The sequence below is a fragment of the Geobacillus sp. PLS 41 genome (genome assembly GCF_056494105.1).
Window position 1 is genome coordinate 2905170 of the sequence record NZ_CM151395.1, and the last position, 20192, is coordinate 2925361.

19 protein-coding genes and 1 pseudogene are annotated in these 20192 nt (G+C 56.1%); 1 reads left to right on the top strand and 19 read right to left on the bottom strand.

Annotation, left to right across the window (positions count from 1 at the left end; translation table 11 throughout):
• Positions 1 to 5: 5 nt before the first annotated feature.
• The gene (locus ACVX3G_RS14500) at positions 6 to 1676 is read right to left on the bottom strand and encodes a DAK2 domain-containing protein (protein WP_014195419.1); all 1671 of its coding nucleotides are present in this window, start codon (positions 1674 to 1676) and stop codon (positions 6 to 8) included.
• 17 nt (positions 1677 to 1693) lie between these two features.
• Entirely contained in the window at positions 1694 to 2056 is a 363-nt protein-coding gene (locus ACVX3G_RS14505; RefSeq protein WP_011230682.1) for an Asp23/Gls24 family envelope stress response protein, read from the bottom strand.
• A 228-nt stretch (positions 2057 to 2284) separates the two neighbouring features.
• Between ACVX3G_RS14505 and rpmB the strand changes: the two genes are divergently transcribed.
• Entirely contained in the window at positions 2285 to 2470 is a 186-nt protein-coding gene (gene rpmB, locus ACVX3G_RS14510) for a 50S ribosomal protein L28 (RefSeq protein WP_011230681.1), read from the top strand.
• An 88-nt stretch (positions 2471 to 2558) separates the two neighbouring features.
• Here the strand turns inward: rpmB and spoVM are convergent, their stop codons facing one another.
• From spoVM to ACVX3G_RS14595, 17 genes and pseudogenes are all read right to left on the bottom strand, one after another.
• On the bottom strand, positions 2559 to 2639 hold the full coding sequence (spoVM, locus tag ACVX3G_RS14515) for a stage V sporulation protein SpoVM (RefSeq protein WP_011230680.1): 81 nt from the start codon (positions 2637 to 2639) through the stop codon (positions 2559 to 2561).
• Between the two features lie 81 nt (positions 2640 to 2720).
• Positions 2721 to 3371, bottom strand: coding sequence for a thiamine diphosphokinase (locus ACVX3G_RS14520; RefSeq protein WP_011230679.1), 651 nt, complete (start codon positions 3369 to 3371; stop codon positions 2721 to 2723).
• A 109-nt stretch (positions 3372 to 3480) separates the two neighbouring features.
• Positions 3481 to 4137: a ribulose-phosphate 3-epimerase gene (gene rpe / locus ACVX3G_RS14525; RefSeq protein ID WP_014195417.1), complete on the bottom strand. Its 657-nt coding sequence runs from the start codon at positions 4135 to 4137 to the stop codon at positions 3481 to 3483.
• Between the two features lie 2 nt (positions 4138 to 4139).
• Positions 4140 to 5021, bottom strand: coding sequence for a ribosome small subunit-dependent GTPase A (rsgA, locus tag ACVX3G_RS14530; RefSeq protein WP_014195416.1), 882 nt, complete (start codon positions 5019 to 5021; stop codon positions 4140 to 4142).
• A gap of 4 nt (positions 5022 to 5025) precedes the next feature.
• Positions 5026 to 6996, bottom strand: a complete 1971-nt coding sequence (gene pknB, locus ACVX3G_RS14535; RefSeq protein WP_011230676.1) for a Stk1 family PASTA domain-containing Ser/Thr kinase — start codon at positions 6994 to 6996, stop codon at positions 5026 to 5028.
• A 5-nt stretch (positions 6997 to 7001) separates the two neighbouring features.
• Positions 7002 to 7751 carry a Stp1/IreP family PP2C-type Ser/Thr phosphatase gene (locus tag ACVX3G_RS14540; RefSeq protein ID WP_011230675.1) on the bottom strand — a complete coding sequence of 250 codons (750 nt, stop codon included), beginning with the start codon at positions 7749 to 7751 and terminating at the stop codon, positions 7002 to 7004.
• Positions 7752 to 7756: 5 nt separating this feature from the next.
• Positions 7757 to 8854, bottom strand: coding sequence for a dual-specificity RNA methyltransferase RlmN (gene rlmN / locus ACVX3G_RS14545; RefSeq protein WP_011230674.1), 1098 nt, complete (start codon positions 8852 to 8854; stop codon positions 7757 to 7759).
• A gap of 4 nt (positions 8855 to 8858) precedes the next feature.
• Positions 8859 to 10193, bottom strand: coding sequence for a 16S rRNA (cytosine(967)-C(5))-methyltransferase RsmB (gene rsmB / locus ACVX3G_RS14550; RefSeq protein ID WP_011230673.1), 1335 nt, complete (start codon positions 10191 to 10193; stop codon positions 8859 to 8861).
• Entirely contained in the window at positions 10180 to 11139 is a 960-nt protein-coding gene (fmt, locus tag ACVX3G_RS14555; protein ID WP_014195414.1) for a methionyl-tRNA formyltransferase, read from the bottom strand. The genes rsmB and fmt overlap by 14 nt, the downstream gene beginning before the upstream one ends.
• 6 nt (positions 11140 to 11145) lie before the next feature.
• Positions 11146 to 11619 (bottom strand): peptide deformylase, encoded by a 474-nt coding sequence (gene def, locus ACVX3G_RS14560; protein ID WP_011230671.1) that lies wholly within the window; start codon positions 11617 to 11619, stop codon positions 11146 to 11148.
• 16 nt (positions 11620 to 11635) lie between these two features.
• Positions 11636 to 14040: pseudogene (gene priA, locus ACVX3G_RS14565) on the bottom strand (primosomal protein N').
• Positions 14037 to 15242 carry a bifunctional phosphopantothenoylcysteine decarboxylase/phosphopantothenate--cysteine ligase CoaBC gene (gene coaBC / locus ACVX3G_RS14570; RefSeq protein ID WP_014195413.1) on the bottom strand — a complete coding sequence of 402 codons (1206 nt, stop codon included), beginning with the start codon at positions 15240 to 15242 and terminating at the stop codon, positions 14037 to 14039. The pseudogene priA and the gene coaBC overlap by 4 nt, the downstream one beginning before the upstream one ends.
• 49 nt (positions 15243 to 15291) lie before the next feature.
• On the bottom strand, positions 15292 to 15492 hold the full coding sequence (rpoZ, locus tag ACVX3G_RS14575; protein WP_011230668.1) for a DNA-directed RNA polymerase subunit omega: 201 nt from the start codon (positions 15490 to 15492) through the stop codon (positions 15292 to 15294).
• 2 nt (positions 15493 to 15494) lie between these two features.
• Positions 15495 to 16112 (bottom strand): guanylate kinase, encoded by a 618-nt coding sequence (gene gmk / locus ACVX3G_RS14580; protein WP_011230667.1) that lies wholly within the window; start codon positions 16110 to 16112, stop codon positions 15495 to 15497.
• A gap of 11 nt (positions 16113 to 16123) precedes the next feature.
• Positions 16124 to 16387: an extracellular matrix/biofilm regulator RemA gene (remA, locus tag ACVX3G_RS14585; RefSeq protein ID WP_011230666.1), complete on the bottom strand. Its 264-nt coding sequence runs from the start codon at positions 16385 to 16387 to the stop codon at positions 16124 to 16126.
• 56 nt (positions 16388 to 16443) lie between these two features.
• Positions 16444 to 17319 carry a YicC/YloC family endoribonuclease gene (locus ACVX3G_RS14590; RefSeq protein ID WP_014195411.1) on the bottom strand — a complete coding sequence of 292 codons (876 nt, stop codon included), beginning with the start codon at positions 17317 to 17319 and terminating at the stop codon, positions 16444 to 16446.
• 88 nt (positions 17320 to 17407) lie between these two features.
• On the bottom strand, positions 17408 to 20080 hold the full coding sequence (locus ACVX3G_RS14595; RefSeq protein WP_014195410.1) for a cation-translocating P-type ATPase: 2673 nt from the start codon (positions 20078 to 20080) through the stop codon (positions 17408 to 17410).
• Between the last annotated feature and the right edge of the window lie 112 nt (positions 20081 to 20192).

Here is a 20192-nt window from a genome sequence, read left to right on the forward strand (position 1 = left end):
ACATATTATTCGACGGAAATGATAAATGGATACAGCGGCTGCTTTCCGTTATGCACTTCCACTTCGACCCCGTCATGTTTTGTTTCCAAATAGGCAACGACTGTTTCCACATCGATCTCCGTTGCGTCTTCGCCGTACAAAATGGTCACGATTTCGCTTTCTTCATCAATGAGCGCATCAAGCAGCCGCTTCGTTACGGCGAGTTTGTCTTTGTCAGCGGCAATAATGCGGTCATCCCATAACCCCATGTAATCGCCCTTTTGAATCTCGATGCCGTCAATCGTCGTATCGCGCACGGAAAATGTCACTTGCCCCGTTTTCACTCGCGACAGCGCCGCCGTCATCGCCCGCTCATTTTGCTCGGCCGATTGCGCCGGATTGAACGCCAAGAGCGCCGCCAGACCTTGCGGAACCGTTTTCGACGGGATGACGATCACCCGCTGTTCGGAAAGCTCCGCCGCTTGTTTTGCCGCCATCACAATGTTTTTGTTGTTTGGCAGCACAAACACCGTTTCCGCGTTGGCGAGGCGGATGGCGTCAGCGATTTCTTCCGTGCTCGGGTTCATCGTTTGCCCACCTTCAATGATGGCGTGTGCACCGATGCTCCGAAACAGTTCAGCCACGCCAGCGCCCATGGCGACGGCGACGATGCCGTACGGCTTTGCTTCCTCTTTGGCAACGCCAGGAAGCGTTTTTGCCTCCTTGCCGACGATGTTGGCATGTTGTTCGCGCATGTTTTCAATTTTAATATTGATCAAGCTGCCGTAGCGTTGACCGTATGTCAGCACCTCACCCGGCGTTTCCGAATGGATGTGCACCTTAACAAGCTCTTCATCCGCGACAACGAGCAAGGAGTCGCCGAACTGGCTTAACTCGCGGCGGAACGTTTCTTCGGAAAACGGGTGCTCGGCCAGCTTTTCCGGCTCAAAACGGACCATAAATTCCGTACAGTAGCCAAACTCGATCTCATCGGCATGAATATGGCTTTGCGCGCTTTGATGGTGCACCATTTTCACTAGATCGTCCATCCGCGCCTCAGCGCGTGCGGCGCTCACGATTTCTCCTTTCAAAGCAGCAAGAAACCCTTCATAGATGTATACGAGCCCTTGACCGCCGCTGTCGACGACACCGACTTCCTTTAAGATCGGGAGCAATTCGGGTGTGCGCTGCAGCGCCGCTTTCGCCTCGGCGAGCGCCGCTTCCATCACGGCGATCACGTCGCGTTCTTTTTTTGCCACCTCCACCGCCTTGCGCGCCGCTTCTTTGGCAACGGTGAGGATCGTCCCCTCAACCGGCTTCATCACCGCCTTATAGGCTGTGTCCACCCCCGCCTGCAAAGCGGCGGCGAATTCGAAGCTGTTCACCGCTTGTTTGCCTTCGACTGCCTTGGCAAATCCGCGGAACAGCTGCGACAAAATGACGCCGGAATTGCCGCGCGCCCCCATCAACAGCCCTTTTGCCAGCGCCGCGGCGACGTTGCCGATATGGTCGGAGGCATTCGCCTTCACTTCTTTCGCCCCGGACGTCATCGACAAGTTCATGTTTGTTCCTGTATCGCCATCTGGAACCGGAAAGACGTTCAGCGCATCGACCGTCTTGGCGTTGTTCGCCAAATGTGCGGCCCCTTGCTGCACCATATCGGCAAATCGTCTTCCGTCAAGCGTCCTCATTGTCACCGGCTAACTCCTCCTTACTACGGGTTTGACACCCGAACCCCTTGAACGTAAATATTGATCGACTGAACCGCCAGCCCGAGCGTCTGATCGAGCGTGTACTTCACTTTCGACTGCACGTTATGAGCGACTTCGGAAATTTTCGTTCCGTAGCTGACGATGATGTACATATCGATATGTACCTCGCCGTTTTCTTCGCGGACAATAACCCCTTTGGAAAAATTCTCCCGGCGCAAAATTTCCGACAGCCCATCGCGAATTTGGTTTTTCGACGCCATTCCGACAATGCCGTAGCAATCGACGGCAGCTCCCCCCGCGATCATCGCAATGACTTCATTGGCGACTTCGATGCGCCCGTATTTCGTTTGCCATTCGATCGACATGCTCGTTCCCCCTTTGCGTATCTCGCACAGCTACCCCTATTGTACTATAACGCTTTCTGTTTTCAAAGCGCTTCCCGTCCGCCCACTAGTATTATTTAGCCGAAAACTGAAATATATGTCAAGGACAGTTTCTTGAAAGAAAACCGCACGTCTATTGCAATCCCTACAGTTGTATGGTAAATTATAATAGTGTTTTTAGAGGGATGTGAAAGCAAGGAGGGAAAAACGATGGCGAAGTGCTTCATTACCGGCAAGAAGAAATCGTTCGGCAATTCGCGTTCGCATGCCATGAACGCCAGCCGCCGCACATGGAAAGCCAACTTGCAGAAAGTGCGCATTTTAGTTGACGGCAAACCGAAACGCGTTTGGGTTTCGGCGCGCGCGCTGAAATCTGGAAAAGTGAAACGCGTCTAACGTCCTAACGAAAAGAAGCCGCCCAAAAGGTTGCAACCCTCCTTTTGTTCGGCGGCAACAAAAAAGCACCAAAAATGGTGCTTTTTTCTTATCCTTTTTTAAATGCGTTCAACACCGCCCGCACGATTCCGCCTAAAAATCTCGGCAGCTTGATCGTATAAAACTTCATCCCGATTCCCTCCTCACACCGATCATAACGAGCTTCCCGCCATTTCCTTATCCATTATATTCCGTCATAAGCCAAGCGCGACTACGGGCAGCCGGCAAAATCGCTGCTCCTTATCATCATTAATATGCCTTCTGAAAACGAAAAAGTACCGGAAGATTGGATAAGTTCGTTACTAATACATAATGTCGAACCGCGGGAAATATGACAGTTTGTTAGCGGATATTTAAATCCGGTAAGCGTAAGCTCCGCCACCGTTTCGGAAATCGGGATGTATGACACATAGCGGTATCGATCGTCGCGCGCAACCGTATGCACGCCGGGCAGATGGACGGTGAGCACGTTTTGCCGGTCGATGAGTTCAATGGGCCGCCCGGCGTACTTTAACAGCAGCTCAACGTTGCCAAACAAATGGTCAAGCCGCCCGCCGGTCGCCCCAAACAGACGGATGGCCCCATCTGTCTGCCTAACCGCCCAGTCAAGAGCGATCTCCATATCCGTTTTATCTTTTTCCGCCGGCCAAATGTCAAGCTCCGGCAGCATCTCCCTTAGCCGCTTGACCTCCTCTGCCGGCAGCGAATCAAAATCGCCAAACGCCCGCACCGGACGGAGTCCGAAATCCAGCAGCGCTTTCGTACCGCGGTCGACGCCGACCCACTGCACATCGTTCCCATCATACGAGCGCAAATCGGGAAGAAGGTGGCGCGGACCGCCGCCGACAATATGGATCAACACATGCGTTTCCCCCTTTCAGCAAGGGCCGAGGCGGCCATCTTCCGTCCTTTTCTTTGCTCTCATCACCCTGCGGCTCGATAAGATGGCAAAAGCGGCGCTGCCTTTTTGGCTAGTTGGCGCACACTTCGCGAAGCGTGCGAATGGCGGCGGCTCGATCCCGTTCATTGTAGATGGCCGAGCCGGCGACAAGCACGTTCGCCCCGGCTTCCACGCAAAGCGGCGCCGTTTCCGCATTGATGCCGCCGTCGACCTCAATATCGACCTCTTTATTTTGTTCGCTGGCCATCCGGGCGACCTCACGGATTTTTGGCACGACCGCCGGAATGAACGCCTGTCCGCCAAACCCTGGATTGACCGTCATCAACAAGACGAGATCGACATCACCGATCACATGGCGGATCATCTCGACCGGTGTATGCGGATTGAGCACCACCCCGGCTTTGACGCCTTGTTCTTTGATAAAATGAATCGTCCGATGCAAATGCACGCACGCCTCAACATGGACGGAAATCACATCCGCGCCCGCTTTCGCAAACGCCGGAATGTATCGGTCCGGGTCGGCGATCATCAAATGGACGTCAAGCGGCAGCTTCGTCACCGGTCGAATGGCGGCCACGACCGGCGGCCCGAACGTTAAATTCGGCACGAAATGCCCGTCCATGATATCGACGTGAATCCAATCCGCCCCGCCTTCCTCGACCGAACGAATCTCCTCAGCCAGGCGGGCGAAATCGGCTGATAAAATCGATGGCGCAATTCGAATCATGTTCAATACCTCGGCTTTCGTTCTTTCATTTCGGCAACAAAACTAACGTAGTGGTCATAGCGGTACGACGGAATCTCCCCGGCCTCGACCGCCTCACGCACAGCGCATTTCGGCTCGGCGATATGAAGGCAGCCGCGGAACTTGCACCCTTCCCCGTACGTTCGGAATTCAGGAAAATAATGCGGCAATTCGTCAAGCTCGATCTGGTCGAACTCAAGTGCACTAAACCCTGGGGTGTCGGCGACAAGCCCACCGGCGACCTCAAGCAGTTCGACATGGCGGGTCGTATGCTTGCCGCGCCCTAAATGGGTGGAAATGTCGCCCGTTTTCAACCGCAAATCCGGACGGAGCGCGTTTAATAGGGACGATTTGCCGACGCCGGACTGCCCGGCGACGACTGAGACGCGGCCGCGAAGGCGCAACGCCAGTTCATCGAGGCCGCCCTTGGTCACTGCTGACGTTTCAATCACGTCGTAGCCGATGCGCCGGTAATCATGCACGTAGCGGGCAATCTCTTCTTTTGATTCGCCATCCAACAAATCGATTTTGCTGATGACAATGATCGGCGTGATGCGTTTCGATTCAACCAAGACAAGAAAGCGGTCGAGCAGCTTGGCGCTGAAGTCCGGGCTTACAGCCGAAAAGACTAAAATCGCCTGTTCGACGTTGGCAATCGGCGGCCGCACAAGCTCATTTTGCCGCTCGCCAATCTCCAAAATATAGCCTTCCGTTTCGCTCGTCGCCTGAAAAACGACGCGGTCGCCGACGAGCGGCGTCACTTTTTTCTTGCGGAACACACCGCGCCCGCGGCATTGGAACACGCGGCCTTCGGACAGGACGTAATAAAATCCGCTTAACGCCTTAATGATTTGCCCTTCCGCCATAGCCTCACCCCTTTTTTCCGTTATTTTCTGGGTACGGGATCGATCCTTCCTCTTTGACGACATTGTTGACAATGACGCGGTAATAAGCGGTCTCCCCATATGGAATTTCAAACTCGACCATCTCGGTCGCTGGCGCCGTCAGCCGGTATGTTTTGTATGGCGTTGACATATTGTGGGTGGCATCTTGGATGTAAAGCTGGGCTTCAACCATTTGCCCCGGCATCGCCGGTTCATATGGGATCATAATCTCTTTCACTACCGTTTTGGACGGCTTCGGCTCCGGCCCGCGGGAAATGACGACTGTGATGGTTTCCCCTTTTTTTACCCGCTCGTTCGCCGCTGGAGTTTGCGAAATGACAAGCCCTTCTGGCACCTCGTCCGAATACTCGTACTTCACGTCAATGCGCAGCCCTTGATCCGCGCCGTAGTCGCGCACGCTTTTTTCCGTATAGCCAGTCAAATCTTTAACGGTGACCTTCTCCGGCCCGAGGCTGACGGTGAACATCACTTCCGTTTCATCAGGCACGACTTCATCACCGGCGTACGGGTATTGATCCAAAATCGTCCCTTCCGGCTTGTCGCTGTAGCGGCCGCTACGTGTGATGCGGGTAAATCCTTCGGCGCGCAGCTCCTCCTCCGCCGCAGCAATATCATCGCCAATGAAGCTTGGAAATTCGATTTTCTTTTTTCCAATGCTTTTATAAATAATGACGCCGGCACCTTTCTTCACCGTCATGCCGGCTTCTGGATCGGTGCGCACGACTTTTCCTTCTTCGATTTGATCATCTTCTACATCGATCGTATCTTTGATTTCCAAACCGAGCGACGACAGCTGTTCAACAGCGTCATCATAGTTTTTGTTGACCACGTTCGGCATCGTCACTTCTTTTGGAAAAATGAGGTCCGGAATCCATGTGACCGCGCTGATGCCGGCAGCTCCAATGAACAGCAAGGCAGCCACAAGCCAGGCAATCCATACCCGTTTCCGCTTCGGTTTCGGTTCGCCCGTCGTATGAACCGGTTCGCTCGTTTTTTCCTCGTACACAAGCGTCTCTTGCTCCAACGCCGCGCTTTCCGCATGTTTGATCATCGGAATGGCTTTCGTCGCTTCCTCATCGTCATCGGGTATGGTAAATTTCGGCTCATTGCGCCGCCTTGGATCCAGCGCTGTCCGAATGTCCTCGTTCATTTCGCGCGCGGATTGGTAGCGGTAAAACGGGTCTTTCGCCGTCGCTTTTAAAATAATGTTTTCCACACTTTGCGGGATGTCCGGATTCCACGCCTTCGGCGACGGCGTTTCCGCCTGCAAGTGCTTCAACACGATCGAAACGGCTGATTCGCCGGAAAACGGCAGCCGACCGGTGACGAGTTCAAACATGACAATGCCGAGTGAATAAATGTCTGATTTTTCAGTAGCGATGCCCCCGCGCGCCTGCTCCGGCGACAAATAATGAACCGAACCGAGCACCGAGTTGGTCTGCGTGATCGTCGTGCCGCTCATCGCCACAGCGATGCCGAAGTCGGTCACTTTCACATTGCCGTGCTCATCAAGCAAAATGTTTTGCGGTTTAATGTCGCGATGGATGATGCCGTTCTCATGGGCATGGGCGATCGCTGATGTCAGCTGGTCCATGATGCCAAGCGCCCGTTCGACCGGAAGCGGAGCGTGCTGCTGGATGTATTGCTTCAGCGTCGCGCCGCGCACATATTCCATGACGATGTAATAGACGCCTTCCTCTTCGCCGACGTCATAAATGGAGACGATATGTTCATGGTTTAAGCTCGTCGCCGCTTGCGCCTCGCGGCGGAACCGTTTGATGAACTGATCATCATTGGCAAAATCAAGGCGGAGCACTTTGACAGCAACATCGCGTTCCAAAATCATATCACGGGCCAAATACACGTTGGCCATGCCGCCGCCGCCGATGAGGCTGATGATTTTATAGCGGTCATTCAATCGCTTTCCAATGAGCACGCCGATCACCCACCTTCACGTTCCGCTGAAACATCGATGACCGCCAGCGAAATGTTGTCTTCTCCGCCCCGCCCGTTGGCGAGCTGGATAAGCGCCTCCGCCTTCTCTTCCAGCGTGCCGGCACCCGTCAAAATATGTATCATGTCCGCTTCCGGCACTTTATTGGACAACCCGTCCGAACATAACAACAACATGTCGCCCTCGTCGAGCGCCACTGTTTTCACGTCGATTTTCACCGCCGGTTCCGTGCCAAGCGCCCGCAACAGCACGTTTTTGCGCGGATGATGCTCAGCCGCTTCTTTCGAAAGTTGCCCGCTTTTGACGAGCTCATTGACCAACGAATGGTCGTCGGTCAGCTGCTGAATTCCGCTTTTGTTGAGCACGTAGCAACGGCTGTCGCCGATATGGGCAACCGTCGCAAACGAATTAGCGCAAACGGCGGCGACGACCGTCGTCCCCATTCCTTGACATTCCGGGTGGGAACAGGCATGGCGAAACAGTTGTTCGTTCGCCGCCGCAATTTGCGTCTTGAGCCATTGCTCCGCCTCAGCCGGTGAAGCAAGGCTACTCTCTTTCTCCCATCGCTCCTGCAAATACGCCACCGCCATGGAACTGGCCACATCACCGGCGCGATGGCCGCCCATCCCGTCAGCGACGACCGCTAAATATTGGCCGCTTTGATTGACAAATACGCCGCCGCTGTCTTCGTTATGTTCGCGAATTTGGCCGATGTCAGTTCGGAAAACGGCTCGCATCCGATTCACCTCGTCTCCTCTTTTCGCTCCTTCGCGCGAAGCTGTCCGCAGGCGGCATCGATGTCGTGTCCATGTTCGCGGCGAATGGTGACATTGATTCCATGTTTTTTCAACGCCCGTTCAAAGGCGAAAATTTGGCTGCGCGGCGTGCGCACATAGTTGCGCTCCGGCACGTAGTTAACCGGAATCAAATTCACATGGCATTTCAGCCCTTTAATCAGCTCGGCCAACTGCTCGGCGTGCTCAAGCTGGTCGTTCACCCCGCCGAACAATCCGTATTCAAACGTCACGCGCCGGCCGGTTTTTTCAATGTAATACCGAACCGCCTCCATCAACTTGGGCAGCGGGTACGCTTTATTGATCGGCATGAGTTTCGTCCGCAGCTCATTCGTCGGTGCATGCAACGAAATGGCGAAGTTGATTTGCATTCCTTCATCGGCAAATTGGTAAATTTTTGGGATGATGCCGCTGGTGGAAACGGTGATATGGCGGGCGCCAATGTTCAACCCTTTTGGGTGATTGACGATGCGCAAAAACTTGATGAGCGCATCGTAGTTGTCGAACGGCTCGCCGATGCCCATGACGACGATGCTGCTGACGCGTTCATTCGTGTCATCGAGCGCCTTTTGCACTTGCACGACTTGGGCGACGATCTCGCCCGCCTCTAAATGACGCTTCAGTCCGCCGAGCGTCGAAGCGCAAAACGTGCAGCCGATGCGGCAGCCGACTTGCGTCGTGACGCACACCGAATTGCCGTAGTTATGACGCATGAGCACCGTCTCGATCGAATAGCCGTCATGGAGCTCAAACAAAAATTTGATCGTTCCGTCTTTAGACGTTTGTTTGACCACGGTTTTCAACGTCGTGATCGAAAACGATGACGCTAGCTGTTCGCGCAGCCGCTTCGGCAAATTCGTCATGTCGGCAAAATCGGTGACACGGTTTTGATACAGCCACTCGTAAATTTGCGTGGCCCGAAACGGCTTTTCGCCTTGAGCGACAAGCCATTCCTTCAATTCGTCTAGCGTGAGCGAATAAATCGATGGCAACGGAGGCTGCGTTTCGCCGACAGAGCGGCGGGCAGCCGGACGAACCATTTCCATGCTTTTACACCTTCTTTCGCAGTCGGGCGATAAAAAACCCGTCAGAGTCAAAATGATGCGGCAAAAGCTGCAACATGCCGCCTTTCACATGCGGCCGCACCGGTTCCGGCATCCGTTCGGCAAGGCTGGCGTCGAGGAAAAAGTCCGGATGATCCGCTAAAAAGCGGGCGATGGCTTCTTCATTTTCCTCGCGCTCCACCGTGCATGTGCTGTAGACAAGCGTACCGCCTTTTTTCAAAAGCGGGGCGGCCGCCCGCAAAATGGCTTGCTGAATCTCGACAAGCGCGGCGATGGCGTCTTTCCCTTTCGTATATTTGATCTCCGGTTTGCGGCGAATGACGCCGAATCCAGTGCACGGCGCATCGACCAAAACGCGGTCAAACGATTCCGGGGCAAACCGCTCGCCGAGCCGGCGGCTGTCAAGGGCGAGCGTCGCAACGTTGTCAAGCCCGAGCCGCTTGGCCTGCTGTTCGATCATCATTACCTTACGTTCGTGGATATCAACAGCAACGACCTCGCCGCGCCCGTCCATCCGCTCGGCGATATGGGTCGTTTTCCCGCCCGGCGCCGCGCAGCAGTCAAGCACCCGCTCGCCGGGGGCTGGGTCGAGCGCTCGAGCGACAAGCATTGAGCTTTCATCTTGAATCGTCAGCCAACCGGCGCGAAACGTCTCCGTATGAGCCAAATTCCCTTTTTCCGCCCGGATGGCCTCCGGAGCGACATGGCCAGGGATTGCCTGCATCCCTTCAGCGCGTAGCCGCTCAAGCGCTTCTTCGACAGTCGCACGCAGCCGGTTGACGCGGGCCGTTGATTGCGGCGGGCGCAAATTCGTCTCGCACATGCGCGCCGCTTCTTCATAACCATATTGCTGGATCCAGCGCCGAACGAGCCACTCGGGATGGCTGGTGGCAAGGGCGAGCCGCTTGCCCGCGTCATCAACCGCCTCGATCGACGGCAGCCCCTCGCGGCCGATGGCCCGCAATACGCCGTTGACAAGTGAAGCAATGCCGCGATGGCCGCGCCGTTTGGCGATTTCAACCGCTTCAAAGACGGCGGCGCGGTCGGGAACACGATCCAAATACACCATTTGATACAGCGTCAACCGAAGAAGCACGCGCACCCACGGCTCAAGCCGGCGCGCCTTGCGCAAAAACGGCGCCAAATAATAATCGAGCGTGTCGCGCCGTTGCACCGTGCCGTAGACAATCTCGGTCAACAGCGCCGCATCGCGCCCGTCAAGGCGTCCTTTTTGAATGGCTTCGTTTAATTGCAAATGACTGTACGCTCCTTTTTGTTCAATGGCTAACAGCGTATCTAAAGCAAGTTCACGTACGTTCATGATCCTCTCCTAGCTTCATGCCGACCGCCAGCCGGCTGCCGGCGCCGCGCAAAAATTCGCCCGCCGCCATCCGTTTTTTTCCGGCCGGCTGCAATTCGGTGATGCGAATGGCTGTCTCATTGCCGGTGGCCACGACAATGCCGTTTTCCTCGAGCGCCAAAATCGTGCCCGGCGGCGCCGAACGGGGCGCCGGCACTTTTTCACCCCACCAAACCTTCCAAATGTGCCCATCCTGCGTTGTATACGTGACCGGCCACGGATGGAAGGCGCGAATATGGTTGTAAATGGCTTCGCCGGGCTGCGTCCAATCGATCCGCTCCTGCTCGCGGCGAATGTTCGGCGCATACGTCGCTTTCTCCTCATCTTGCGGAACGGGCGCAATGTTTCCTTCCAATAAAAGTGGAAGCGTTTCTGATAGTAGTTTAGCCCCGGCGGCGCTCAATTTATCATGGAGCGTGCCGACCGTATCCGTTTCGGCAATCGGCACTTCGACTTGCGCTAACATGTCGCCGGCGTCCAACCGCTCCACCATATACATGATCGTGACGCCCGTTTTCGTTTTCCCTTGCCAAATGGCGTAATGGATCGGCGCCCCGCCGCGCAGCTCGGGCAGAAGCGAGGCATGGACGTTGATGCAGCCGTATTTTGGTGCATCAAGCAGCGCTTTCGGCAAAATTTGCCCGAACGCAGCCGTGACAATCAAATCGGGCGCAAACGCCAGCACTTGTTCGTATTGCTCCGGCTCGCGAATTTTTGTCGGCTGAAGCACCGGGATGCCGCGGCGCTCCGCTTCCACTTTCACCGGGGGCGGAACGGGCTCGCGCTTCCGCCCTTTTGGCTTATCCGGCTGGGTGACGACCGCTGCAACATGATAACCGTCATCAAGCAGCTGGCGCAAAATCGGCACGGCAAAGTCAGGTGTTCCCATAAACACAATGTTCGTCATTGGCATCTATCCTTCCAATTCTTCAAGATCGCAATATCGAATCACTTTCGACGTAAACAGCACGCCGTGCAAATGGTCGATTTCATGCTGCAGGGCGCGCGCCAAAAAACCGGTCGCGGAAAGCGTAAACGGGCGGCCGCGCCGGTTTTGCGCCCGCACTTTCACAAATTTCGCGCGCGGCACTTCGCCAAACAAACCAGGAAAGCTCAAACAGCCTTCAACATCCACTTGTTCGCCGCGCGCCTCGATCACGACCGGGTTGATGAGCTCAATGCGTCCGTGCTCATCTCCGACATCAACGACCGCAACCTGTTCCGCGACGCCGATTTGCGGGGCAGCTAGGCCCACCCCGTCAGCGGCAAGCATCGTTTCATACATATCGTCAAGCAGCCGCCCGAGCCGACGGTCAAATATCGTCACCGGCGCGCACGGCTGTTCCAAAATTGGATTTGGATGCATCACAATCGACAAAACGGCCAATGTCATTCCTCCATCTTCACATCATCATATACGGATTCGTGTCGACCGTAATCGTCACTCCGCCATGGGCGGCATCGGCTTGGTAGCGGTCGATGACCGCCTTGAGCGCCGCGGTCAAATTCGGCTCCCGTTTGTATTTTATCATGCATTGGTAGCGATATCTATCGTGAAGACGGGCGATTGGCGAGGCAACCGGGCCGAGAACGACCGCTTCGTGCGACAGATGCTTGCGCAAATAGGCGGCGATCTTTTCCGCCGCTTTGGCCGCAGCCGGCGCCTCTTCGTGGGCGGCGGTAATGAGCGTCAAATAATAGTACGGCGGATAGCCGTGCGCTTTGCGCAGCGCCATCTCCCGCTGGTAAAAGGCGCGGTAGTCGTGGCGGGCGGCCAGTTCAATGCTGTAGTGGTCAGGCGTATACGTCTGAATGATGACTTCGCCGGGCAGCTCGTGCCGCCCGGCGCGCCCGCTCACTTGCGTCAACAGCTGGAACGTTTTTTCCGCGGCGCGGAAATCGGGCAAATGAAGCATCGTGTCGGCCGCCAGCACACCAACAAGCGTGACGTTCGGAAAATCAAGTCCTTTGGCGATCATTTGCGTGCCGAGCAAAATATCGGCTTCCTTGGCGGCAAAACGGGAAAGCAGCTCTTCATGCGCCCCTTTGCGGCCGGTCGTGTCGACATCCATGCGGATGACGCGCGCTTTCGGCAGCAACCTCGTCAGTTCTTCTTCCACTTTTTGCGTGCCGGTCCCGAAAAAGCGGATGTGTTCGCTTCCGCACGATGGACAGCGAGGGACAAGCGGCTCTTCATGCCCGCAATAATGGCATTTCATCCGCTCGCCGGCGCGATGGTACGTCAACGAAATGTCGCAGTGCGGACAGCGGATGACATAGCCGCAGCTGCGGCACATGACAAACGTCGAATAACCGCGTCGATTCAACAGCAACACTGCCTGCTCGCCGCGCTCAAGCCGGCGGCGCAATTCGTCAAGCAACCGGCGTGAAAACATCGAACGGTTGCCGCTTCGCAGCTCCTCGCGCATATCGACGACATGAACGTCCGGCAGGCCGCGGTCGCTGATGCGCTCCGGCAGCTCGAGCAGCTCGTACACCCCTTTGGCGGCGCGGGCGAACGTCTCAAGCGAGGGGTGGCGCTGCCAAGCACGACCGGGCAGCTGTGGCGGCGAGCGCGGTAAATGGCGACATCGCGCGCATGATAGCGCGGCATTTCTTCTTGCTTGTAGCTCGTCTCATGCTCCTCATCGATGATGATCATCCCTAAGTTTTCAAATGGGGCAAACACAGCCGAACGCGCACCGACGACAAGCTGCACTTCTTTCCGGTGAATTTTCCGCCATTCGTCATATTTTTCGCCGACCGACAGCCCGCTGTGAAGCACCGCTACTTTCGAGCCGAACCGGCTTTTGAAGCGCTCGACCATTTGCGGCGTCAGCGAAATTTCCGGCACGAGAACGATCGCTTCCTTTCCTTGGCGCAACGCTTCATCAATCGCCTGCATATACACTTCCGTCTTCCCGCTGCCGGTGACGCCATACAGCAAAAACGTGCGATGCTCCCCAGCGCGCACCGAAGCGGCGATCTTCGCCAACGCCGCCTCTTGCGCCTGGGTGAGCGCCGGCGGCTCGCTCGGCTGAAACGTGCGATGCTCGTACGGGTCGCGGTACACCTCGACATCGTTCAGCACCACAAATCCTTTGTCGACGAGCGCTTTCAGCGGCGCTGAGGAGACGCCAAGCACCGCTTGCAGTTCGGCAACCGACGCCGCCTTCCCTTTTTCAAGCAAAAATGAAAGCACCTCTTTTTGTCTTGCCGGCAGCGACCCGAGCTCCTGTTTCGCCTGTTCCGATGGAATGGCAAGAGCGGCGTGCTTCACCGTTTTCTTGCCCGCTTTTTCTTTCACCTTGTAGACCGCCTCGAGCACGCCCTGCTGCACCGCTTTTTGCGCCGCCCGCCATAAACCGGCCGCCTCAACCTCTTTCCAAGCGGCTTCCGTCCGCCCGGCAAACAGCGGCTTTACCTCATCCGGCAACCTCTCTCTCTTCTCTTCATCTGTCAAACGGAGCGTTTTTTCATATTTCGCCCGCATCGCTGCCGGCAGCATCGCCTGGTACGCCGAAATGGCAAAACAAAGCGTCGTTTCCGTTAAATAGCGGCCAAGATCAAGCAGCTCTTCGTTTAACACCGGCACGACATCAAGCACATGCTCAATCGGTTTCAGTTGTTTGATGTCGGAATGGTCTTTCACATCAACGACAAACCCTTGCAAACGCCGCGCCCCAAACGGCACCGTCACCCGCATGCCCGGCTGGATGATGCCTTGCCAGCGTTCCGGAATCAAATAATCAAACGGGCGGTCCGTCTGCCGGGACGGGACATCGACAATCACGGATGCTACTTTCATCGAATCGCCTCGATATACGCGTGAATTTCTTTTAAAATTTCCTCGGCCGCCTCGCGTTTCGTCATGAGCGGCAGCGGCCGAACGACGCCGTCGCGGCGGAAGATGGTGACGATGTTCGTATCGCCGGCAAACCCTGCCCCTTCTTCGGTGACATTGTTGGCGACGACCATATCAAGCCGCTTTTCTTCAAGCTTTTTTAACGCATACTGTTCAAGGTTGTCCGTCTCAGCGGCAAATCCAACTAAAATCTGTCCCGTTTTCCGCTCACCAAGCGCTTTCAAGATGTCCACCGTCCGCTCCATCTCCACCACATAATCACCCGGTTGCTTTTTGATTTTGGACGCCGCCACATATTTCGGCCGATAATCGGCGACCGCCGCCGCCTTGATCACGATGTCCGTTTCCGCAAACCGAGCCATCACCGCTTCATACATCTCTTCCGCCGATTCAACCGCCACCGTCTCGACGCCATCGGGCGAAGAAAGCGCCGTCGGTCCGGAGACAAGCGTCACCGAAGCGCCGAAGCGGGCCGCCGCTTCGGCGATGGCGTAGCCCATTTTGCCGCTCGAATAGTTGGAGAAATAGCGGACTGGATCAAGCCTCTCCCGCGTCGGCCCAGCGGTGACAAGCACACGCTTCCCGCGAAACAGCGGCGGATCACCGGCAAAAAAGCGCTCGATATGGGCGATGATGTTCTCCGGCTCCTCCAGCCGCCCTTTGCCGATGTAGCCGCACGCCAAATAGCCTTCCGACGGCTCGATGAACCGGTAGCCGAATTGGCAGAGCCGCTCAATGTTCGCCTGGACGGCCGGATGCTCATACATATGGACGTTCATCGCCGGAGCAATCCAGACGGGCGCTTTCGTCGCCAAAATCGTCGTCGTCACCATATTGTCGGCGATGCCGGCGGCCAGCTTCGCCATCGTATTGGCCGTCGCCGGTGCGACCAAAACGAGATCCGCCCAGTCCGCCAAATCGATATGGGCGATGACAGCCGGATCGTTTTCGGCAAACGTATCGACATACACTTCCTGGCGCGACAATGCTTGAAACGTGAGCGGTGTAATGAACTGGCACGCCCCTTCTGTCATGATCACTTTTACTTCAGCGCCGCGCTGGACGAGCTGGCTGGTGAGCGCCGCCGCCTTGTACGCCGCCACCCCCCCGGTCACACAAAGCAAAATATGTTTTCCCTTGATCATGTTGGCCACCCCCCGACATTGAAAAAAATAACAACCTAAAGCTAGGTTGTTATTTTTCCTCCTCCACTAATTCGACCTTGTCACCGGCAATTTCCTCGAGCGCCTGGCCGACAAATTTTTTCGACACCGGCTTTTTCACCATCAGCTCCGCACCGTCCTGCAGCTCGCGCGCCCGTTTGGCCACCACCGTGACGAGCTTGTATTTCGAATCGACTTTTTGCATCAGCAAATCGATGGAAGGATACAGCATCGTCATTCCACCCCCAACATCCGTTTATATCGCTCGGCGACGCGTTCGCGCCGGCAATGTTCGGCGATGACGATCGCCTTGATCCGCTCGCAGGCGAGCTCCACTTCATCATTTTCCACGACATAGTCGTACTCGTCCATCATTTCAAGCTCCTCTTTCGCCGCCCGCAGCCGATTTTCAATCAGCTCTTTCGACTCGGTGCCGCGTCCCATGATCCGCTTTTCAAGCTCCGTGAGGCTTGGCGGAGCAAGGAAAATGAAGAGCGCCTCTGGAAACGCCCGCCGTACTTTCATCGCTCCCTGCACTTCGATCTCTAAAAACACATCTTTCCCTTCGGCAAGCGTCTTCTCCACGTAGTCGATCGGCGTGCCATAGTAGTTGCCGACGTATTCCGCCCACTCGAGCAGCTTGTTTTCCCGAATCATTTGTTCAAACTGCTCGCGCGTGCGGAAGAAGTAGTCGACGCCTTCCACTTCGCCTTCGCGCGGCTTGCGCGTCGTGACCGACACCGAATAATGAAGATTGATGTCCGGCTGCGAAAACAGCGCCTTGCGCACCGTTCCTTTGCCAACGCCAGACGGACCCGACATGACGATCAACAACCCACGTTCGTTCTTCAACGCCCAAAACCCTACCCTTCCTCGGAGAAATCGTCGCTTCCATATAAGCGGTTCGCCACCGTTTCCGGCTGCACGGACGACAAAATGACGTGATCGCTGTCCATAATGATGACGGCGCGCGTCCTCCGCCCGTGCGTCGCGTCAACAAGCTTGCCGCTTTCGCGCGCATCTTGAATGATTCGTTTGATCGGCGCCGAATCAGGGCTGACAATCGTAATGATGCGGGCGGCTGACACCATGTTTCCGTACCCGATATTGATAAATTTCATCATCATGACACGCCCACCTGCCATATCCGATATTGTTGCCGCCAATAAGTCGTTTTAAACAGTTATTCCACGTTTTGCACTTGCTCGCGCATTTTCTCAAGCACGCTTTTCATCTCAACGACTTGCGCGGCAATCAGGCTGTCGTTTGCCTTGGCGCCGATCGTGTTGACTTCCCGGTTCAACTCTTGCACCAAAAAGTCCAGCTTCCTCCCGATCGGTTCGTCCATTTCTAAGGCGTCTGCCATTTGCGCCAAATGGCTGCGGATGCGTTTCAATTCCTCATGAATGTCCGCCTTTTCGGCAAACACCGCCACTTCTGTGAGCAGGCGCGCCTCATCGACCGGAGCGGGCGCCCATTCGCGCAGGCGGCGCGCAAGCCGCTCGCGGTATTGTTCAATAACAAGCGGCGCCCGCTGTTCAATGGCTTCCACCCCGGCTTCGACTTCATGAAGACGGGCGCGCAAATCCGCGGCAAGCGCCTCCCCTTCGCGCCGGCGCATGGCAACAAGTGCCTTTGCCGCTTCATCGACAGCGGTCAAAAGCAGCGGCTCGACCTCCTCGTTCGCTCCTTCCTCTTCCACCACTTCGACGGCCCCATCAAGCCGAAGCAGCTCGGCCGCCGTCACGCTGCCGTCAATGGCAAATCGCTTTGCGGCTTCCTGCACTCCGGCCCAATACTGGCCAAGCAAATCCCAATCGATATGTACGCTCCGTTTCACAAGCCCTTCTCCGGCGATCGTGACGAACACTTCCACTTTTCCGCGCCGCACGTACGGCAAAATTGCTTTCTTTATTTTATCCTCAAACACGAGCCATTGTCTAGGGAGGCGAATGGAAATTTCGCAAAACCGGTGGTTGACCGATTTCATTTCCACCGCCACCATCAAACGATCCGTTTTTTTTGTGCTTGCGCCGAAGCCGGTCATGCTGTAAACCATATCATCACATCCGTCGTTGCCTTGATGAAAAAGAAAAGGTCATAGAGCGTTCCTCTATCACCCTTTTTATTATAACATATCCATCCTTTTATTTTCTCGTAAAAAGCGAGCCTGCAAACAAAAATGTCGGCAAGGCGGACAAGCCAATGATGAGCAGCCAATCGACTGTTGCGAGCGGCTTCGTATGGAACACTGCGGCAAGCGGTGGGTAATAGATGACGACAATGAGCAAAAGCAGCGACACGATCACCGCCGCGACAAGGTATATGTTCCCGAACGGACTGCGGTCAAAAACCGAATGGTCGCAACGGCAGTCGAACACATGGATCAATTGGGCCAACACAAGCGTCGCAAACGCCGCCGTCTGGGCGTAAACGAGATCCTCGCCGCTCCGTTCATAGGCGGTCAGAAACGCAGCCAGCGTAACAACGCCGATCAAAAAGCCGCGGCTTACGATTTTCCAGCCGAGCCCGCGGGCGAACACCCCTTCATCGGGACGGCGCGGCGGCCGCTTCATCACGTTTTCTTCTGGTTGGTCGAGCCCGAGCGCCATGGCTGGCAAACCATCGGTGACAAGATTGACCCATAAAATTTGAATCGGCACGAGCGGCAGCGGCAAGGCAAGCAGCATCGCAAACAACATGACGAGAATTTCCCCGACGTTCGAGGCAAGCAAGTAGCGGATAAACTTGCGAATGTTTTCGTAAATGTTGCGCCCCTCTTCGATCGCGGCCTCAATCGTCGCAAAGTTGTCATCCAACAAAACGAGCGACGCCGCCTCTTTCGCCACCTCTGTCCCCGACCGGCCCATGGCGACGCCAATATCGGCTGCTTTCAGAGCGGGCGCATCGTTCACCCCGTCGCCGGTCATGGCAACAATATGGCCGCGACGCTTGAGGGCGTTGACAATTTTTAACTTATGCTCCGGAGCGACGCGGGCAAACACGTAAATCTCATCAACTACGCGTTCGAGCTCATCGACCGACAGCTTCGACAACGCCGCACCATCCATCACTTTTCCGCCAGGCGGCAGCACGCCAAGCTGTTTGGCGATGGCGGTGGCTGTCAACACATGATCGCCGGTGATCATCACCGTTTTCATGCCTGCCTCTTTGCATCGCGCCACTGCTTGCTTCACCTCAGGGCGCGGCGGATCGATCATGCCGGCGACGCCGAGGAACCGAAGCTTTGTCTCCGCATCCTTCTCCGACTCGATCCGTTCCGTTTCCGCAAGCAGCCGATACGCGACGGCGATCGTGCGCAAGGCGGAAGACGCCATCTGGCGAATCGCCTTCTCGATCGTTTCTTTCCACGCCGGGGTCAGCATCTGCTCGCGGCCGTTCCATTCAAGGCGGTCCGCCCGCTCAAGCAGCACATCGGGCGCCCCTTTCGTCACGACAAACCGACGGCCGTTTCGGTCGCGGACGATCACCGTCATCATTTTCCGCTCGGAATCAAACGGAAACTCCTGTTCGATCGTGTACTCACGCAAAAGCATTCCTTTCGCCAATCCAGCTTTGGCCGCCGCGACCAGCAGCGCTCCTTCCGTCGGATCGCCGTCGACGTAACGCCGGCCGTTTTCCTCTTTCAACTCCGAACTATTGCAAAGCACCCCCATTGTCAACAGGCGAGCGAGCTGGGGAACGCGGTTCGGATCAACCGTCCGGCCGCGTTCAGAAAACTCGCCATCCGTTTCAAGACCAACGCCGCTTACCGCAAATGTCCGCCCGCCTGCCCATACTTGCGTGACGGTCATCATGTTTTCCGTCATCGTCCCCGTTTTGTCGGAACAAATGACCGAAGCGCAGCCGAGCGTTTCCACCGCCGGAAGCTTGCGGACGATGGCGTTTCGTTTGATCATCCGCTGCACGCCAAGCGCCAAGACGACCGTCACAATGGCCGGCAACCCCTCCGGAATGGCGGCGACCGCGAGCGACACACCAGCCAAAAACATTTCATACAGGTCGTGCCCTTGAATGACACCTACGGCCACGACCGCTGCCGTCAGCGCCAATGCGACGACAAGCAAAATTTTCCCAAGCTGCTCGAGCCGGCGCTGGAGCGGGGTTGCCCCCGCATCCGCCTCTTCGAGCATCGTTGCGATTTGTCCCATCGCTGTTTTCATCCCAGTGGCGATGACAATCCCGACCCCATTCCCTCTTGTCACGAGCGTCCCCATAAACGCCATATTGTGCAAATCGCCCAACGACGCCTGTGCTGTATGAAGCGGGGCGGCGGATTTGGCCACCGGCACTGATTCGCCCGTCAGCGCCGACTCCTCGATTTCCAGGCCGGCCGCCTCAATCAAGCGGATGTCGGCCCCGACCCGGTCGCCGCTTGCAAGTCTCACCACATCGCCGACAACAAGCTCGCGCGTGGGGACTTTCACCCACTCCCCGCCGCGCAACACAACCGCTTGCGGAGCGGACAACCGTTTTAAGGCGGCAAGCGACTTTTCCGCCCGCCGCTCCTGGATAAACCCCAGGATGGCGTTCATGATCACGATGACGACAATCGCCACCGCATCCACATACTCGCCTAAAAACGCGGAAATCACCGTCGCCAAAAGCAACACAAGCACCATAAAATCTTGAAACTGGCGAAAAAAGACAACGATGGCCGACTCCTTCTTCCCTTCCGCCAGCTCGTTGTACCCGAACTGCCGCAGCCGTTTTTCCGCCTCCGCCGCAGTAAGCCCGGTCTTGACATTCGTCTTCGTCTCGTGCGCGACATCGCTTGCCGCGAGCGTATGCCATTGCATCTGTCTCCCTCCGTCCTTCCATTTTTTTCGCACGCCGTTCCCGCTTCTCTATGCTTATTCATACATGTCCCAAAAAATGATAGTCCCCGCCATGATGTTTAGCGACACAAAC

Bases quoted from the DNA above. Each gene is read 5' to 3' on its own strand.
- rlmN (WP_011230674.1), bottom strand. From the start codon at position 8,854: ATGGAAATGGTTCGTCCGGCTGCCCGCCGCTCTGTCGGCGAAACGCAG.
- ACVX3G_RS14590 (WP_014195411.1), bottom strand. From the start codon at position 17,319: ATGGTTTACAGCATGACCGGCTTCGGCGCAAGCACAAAAAAAACGGAT.
- rsgA (WP_014195416.1), bottom strand. From the start codon at position 5,021: ATGGCGGAAGGGCAAATCATTAAGGCGTTAAGCGGATTTTATTACGTC.
- ACVX3G_RS14505 (WP_011230682.1), bottom strand. From the start codon at position 2,056: ATGTCGATCGAATGGCAAACGAAATACGGGCGCATCGAAGTCGCCAAT.
- fmt (WP_014195414.1), bottom strand. From the start codon at position 11,139: ATGACGAACATTGTGTTTATGGGAACACCTGACTTTGCCGTGCCGATT.
- rpoZ (WP_011230668.1), bottom strand. From the start codon at position 15,492: ATGCTGTATCCTTCCATCGATTTGCTGATGCAAAAAGTCGATTCGAAA.
- rpmB (WP_011230681.1), top strand. From the start codon at position 2,285: ATGGCGAAGTGCTTCATTACCGGCAAGAAGAAATCGTTCGGCAATTCG.
- spoVM (WP_011230680.1), bottom strand. From the start codon at position 2,639: ATGAAGTTTTATACGATCAAGCTGCCGAGATTTTTAGGCGGAATCGTG.
- ACVX3G_RS14595 (WP_014195410.1), bottom strand. From the start codon at position 20,080: ATGCAATGGCATACGCTCGCGGCAAGCGATGTCGCGCACGAGACGAAG.
- rsmB (WP_011230673.1), bottom strand. From the start codon at position 10,193: ATGAACGTACGTGAACTTGCTTTAGATACGCTGTTAGCCATTGAACAA.
- rpe (WP_014195417.1), bottom strand. From the start codon at position 4,137: ATGATTCGAATTGCGCCATCGATTTTATCAGCCGATTTCGCCCGCCTG.
- coaBC (WP_014195413.1), bottom strand. From the start codon at position 15,242: ATGATCAAGGGAAAACATATTTTGCTTTGTGTGACCGGGGGGGTGGCG.
- ACVX3G_RS14540 (WP_011230675.1), bottom strand. From the start codon at position 7,751: ATGCGAGCCGTTTTCCGAACTGACATCGGCCAAATTCGCGAACATAAC.
- remA (WP_011230666.1), bottom strand. From the start codon at position 16,387: ATGATGATGAAATTTATCAATATCGGGTACGGAAACATGGTGTCAGCC.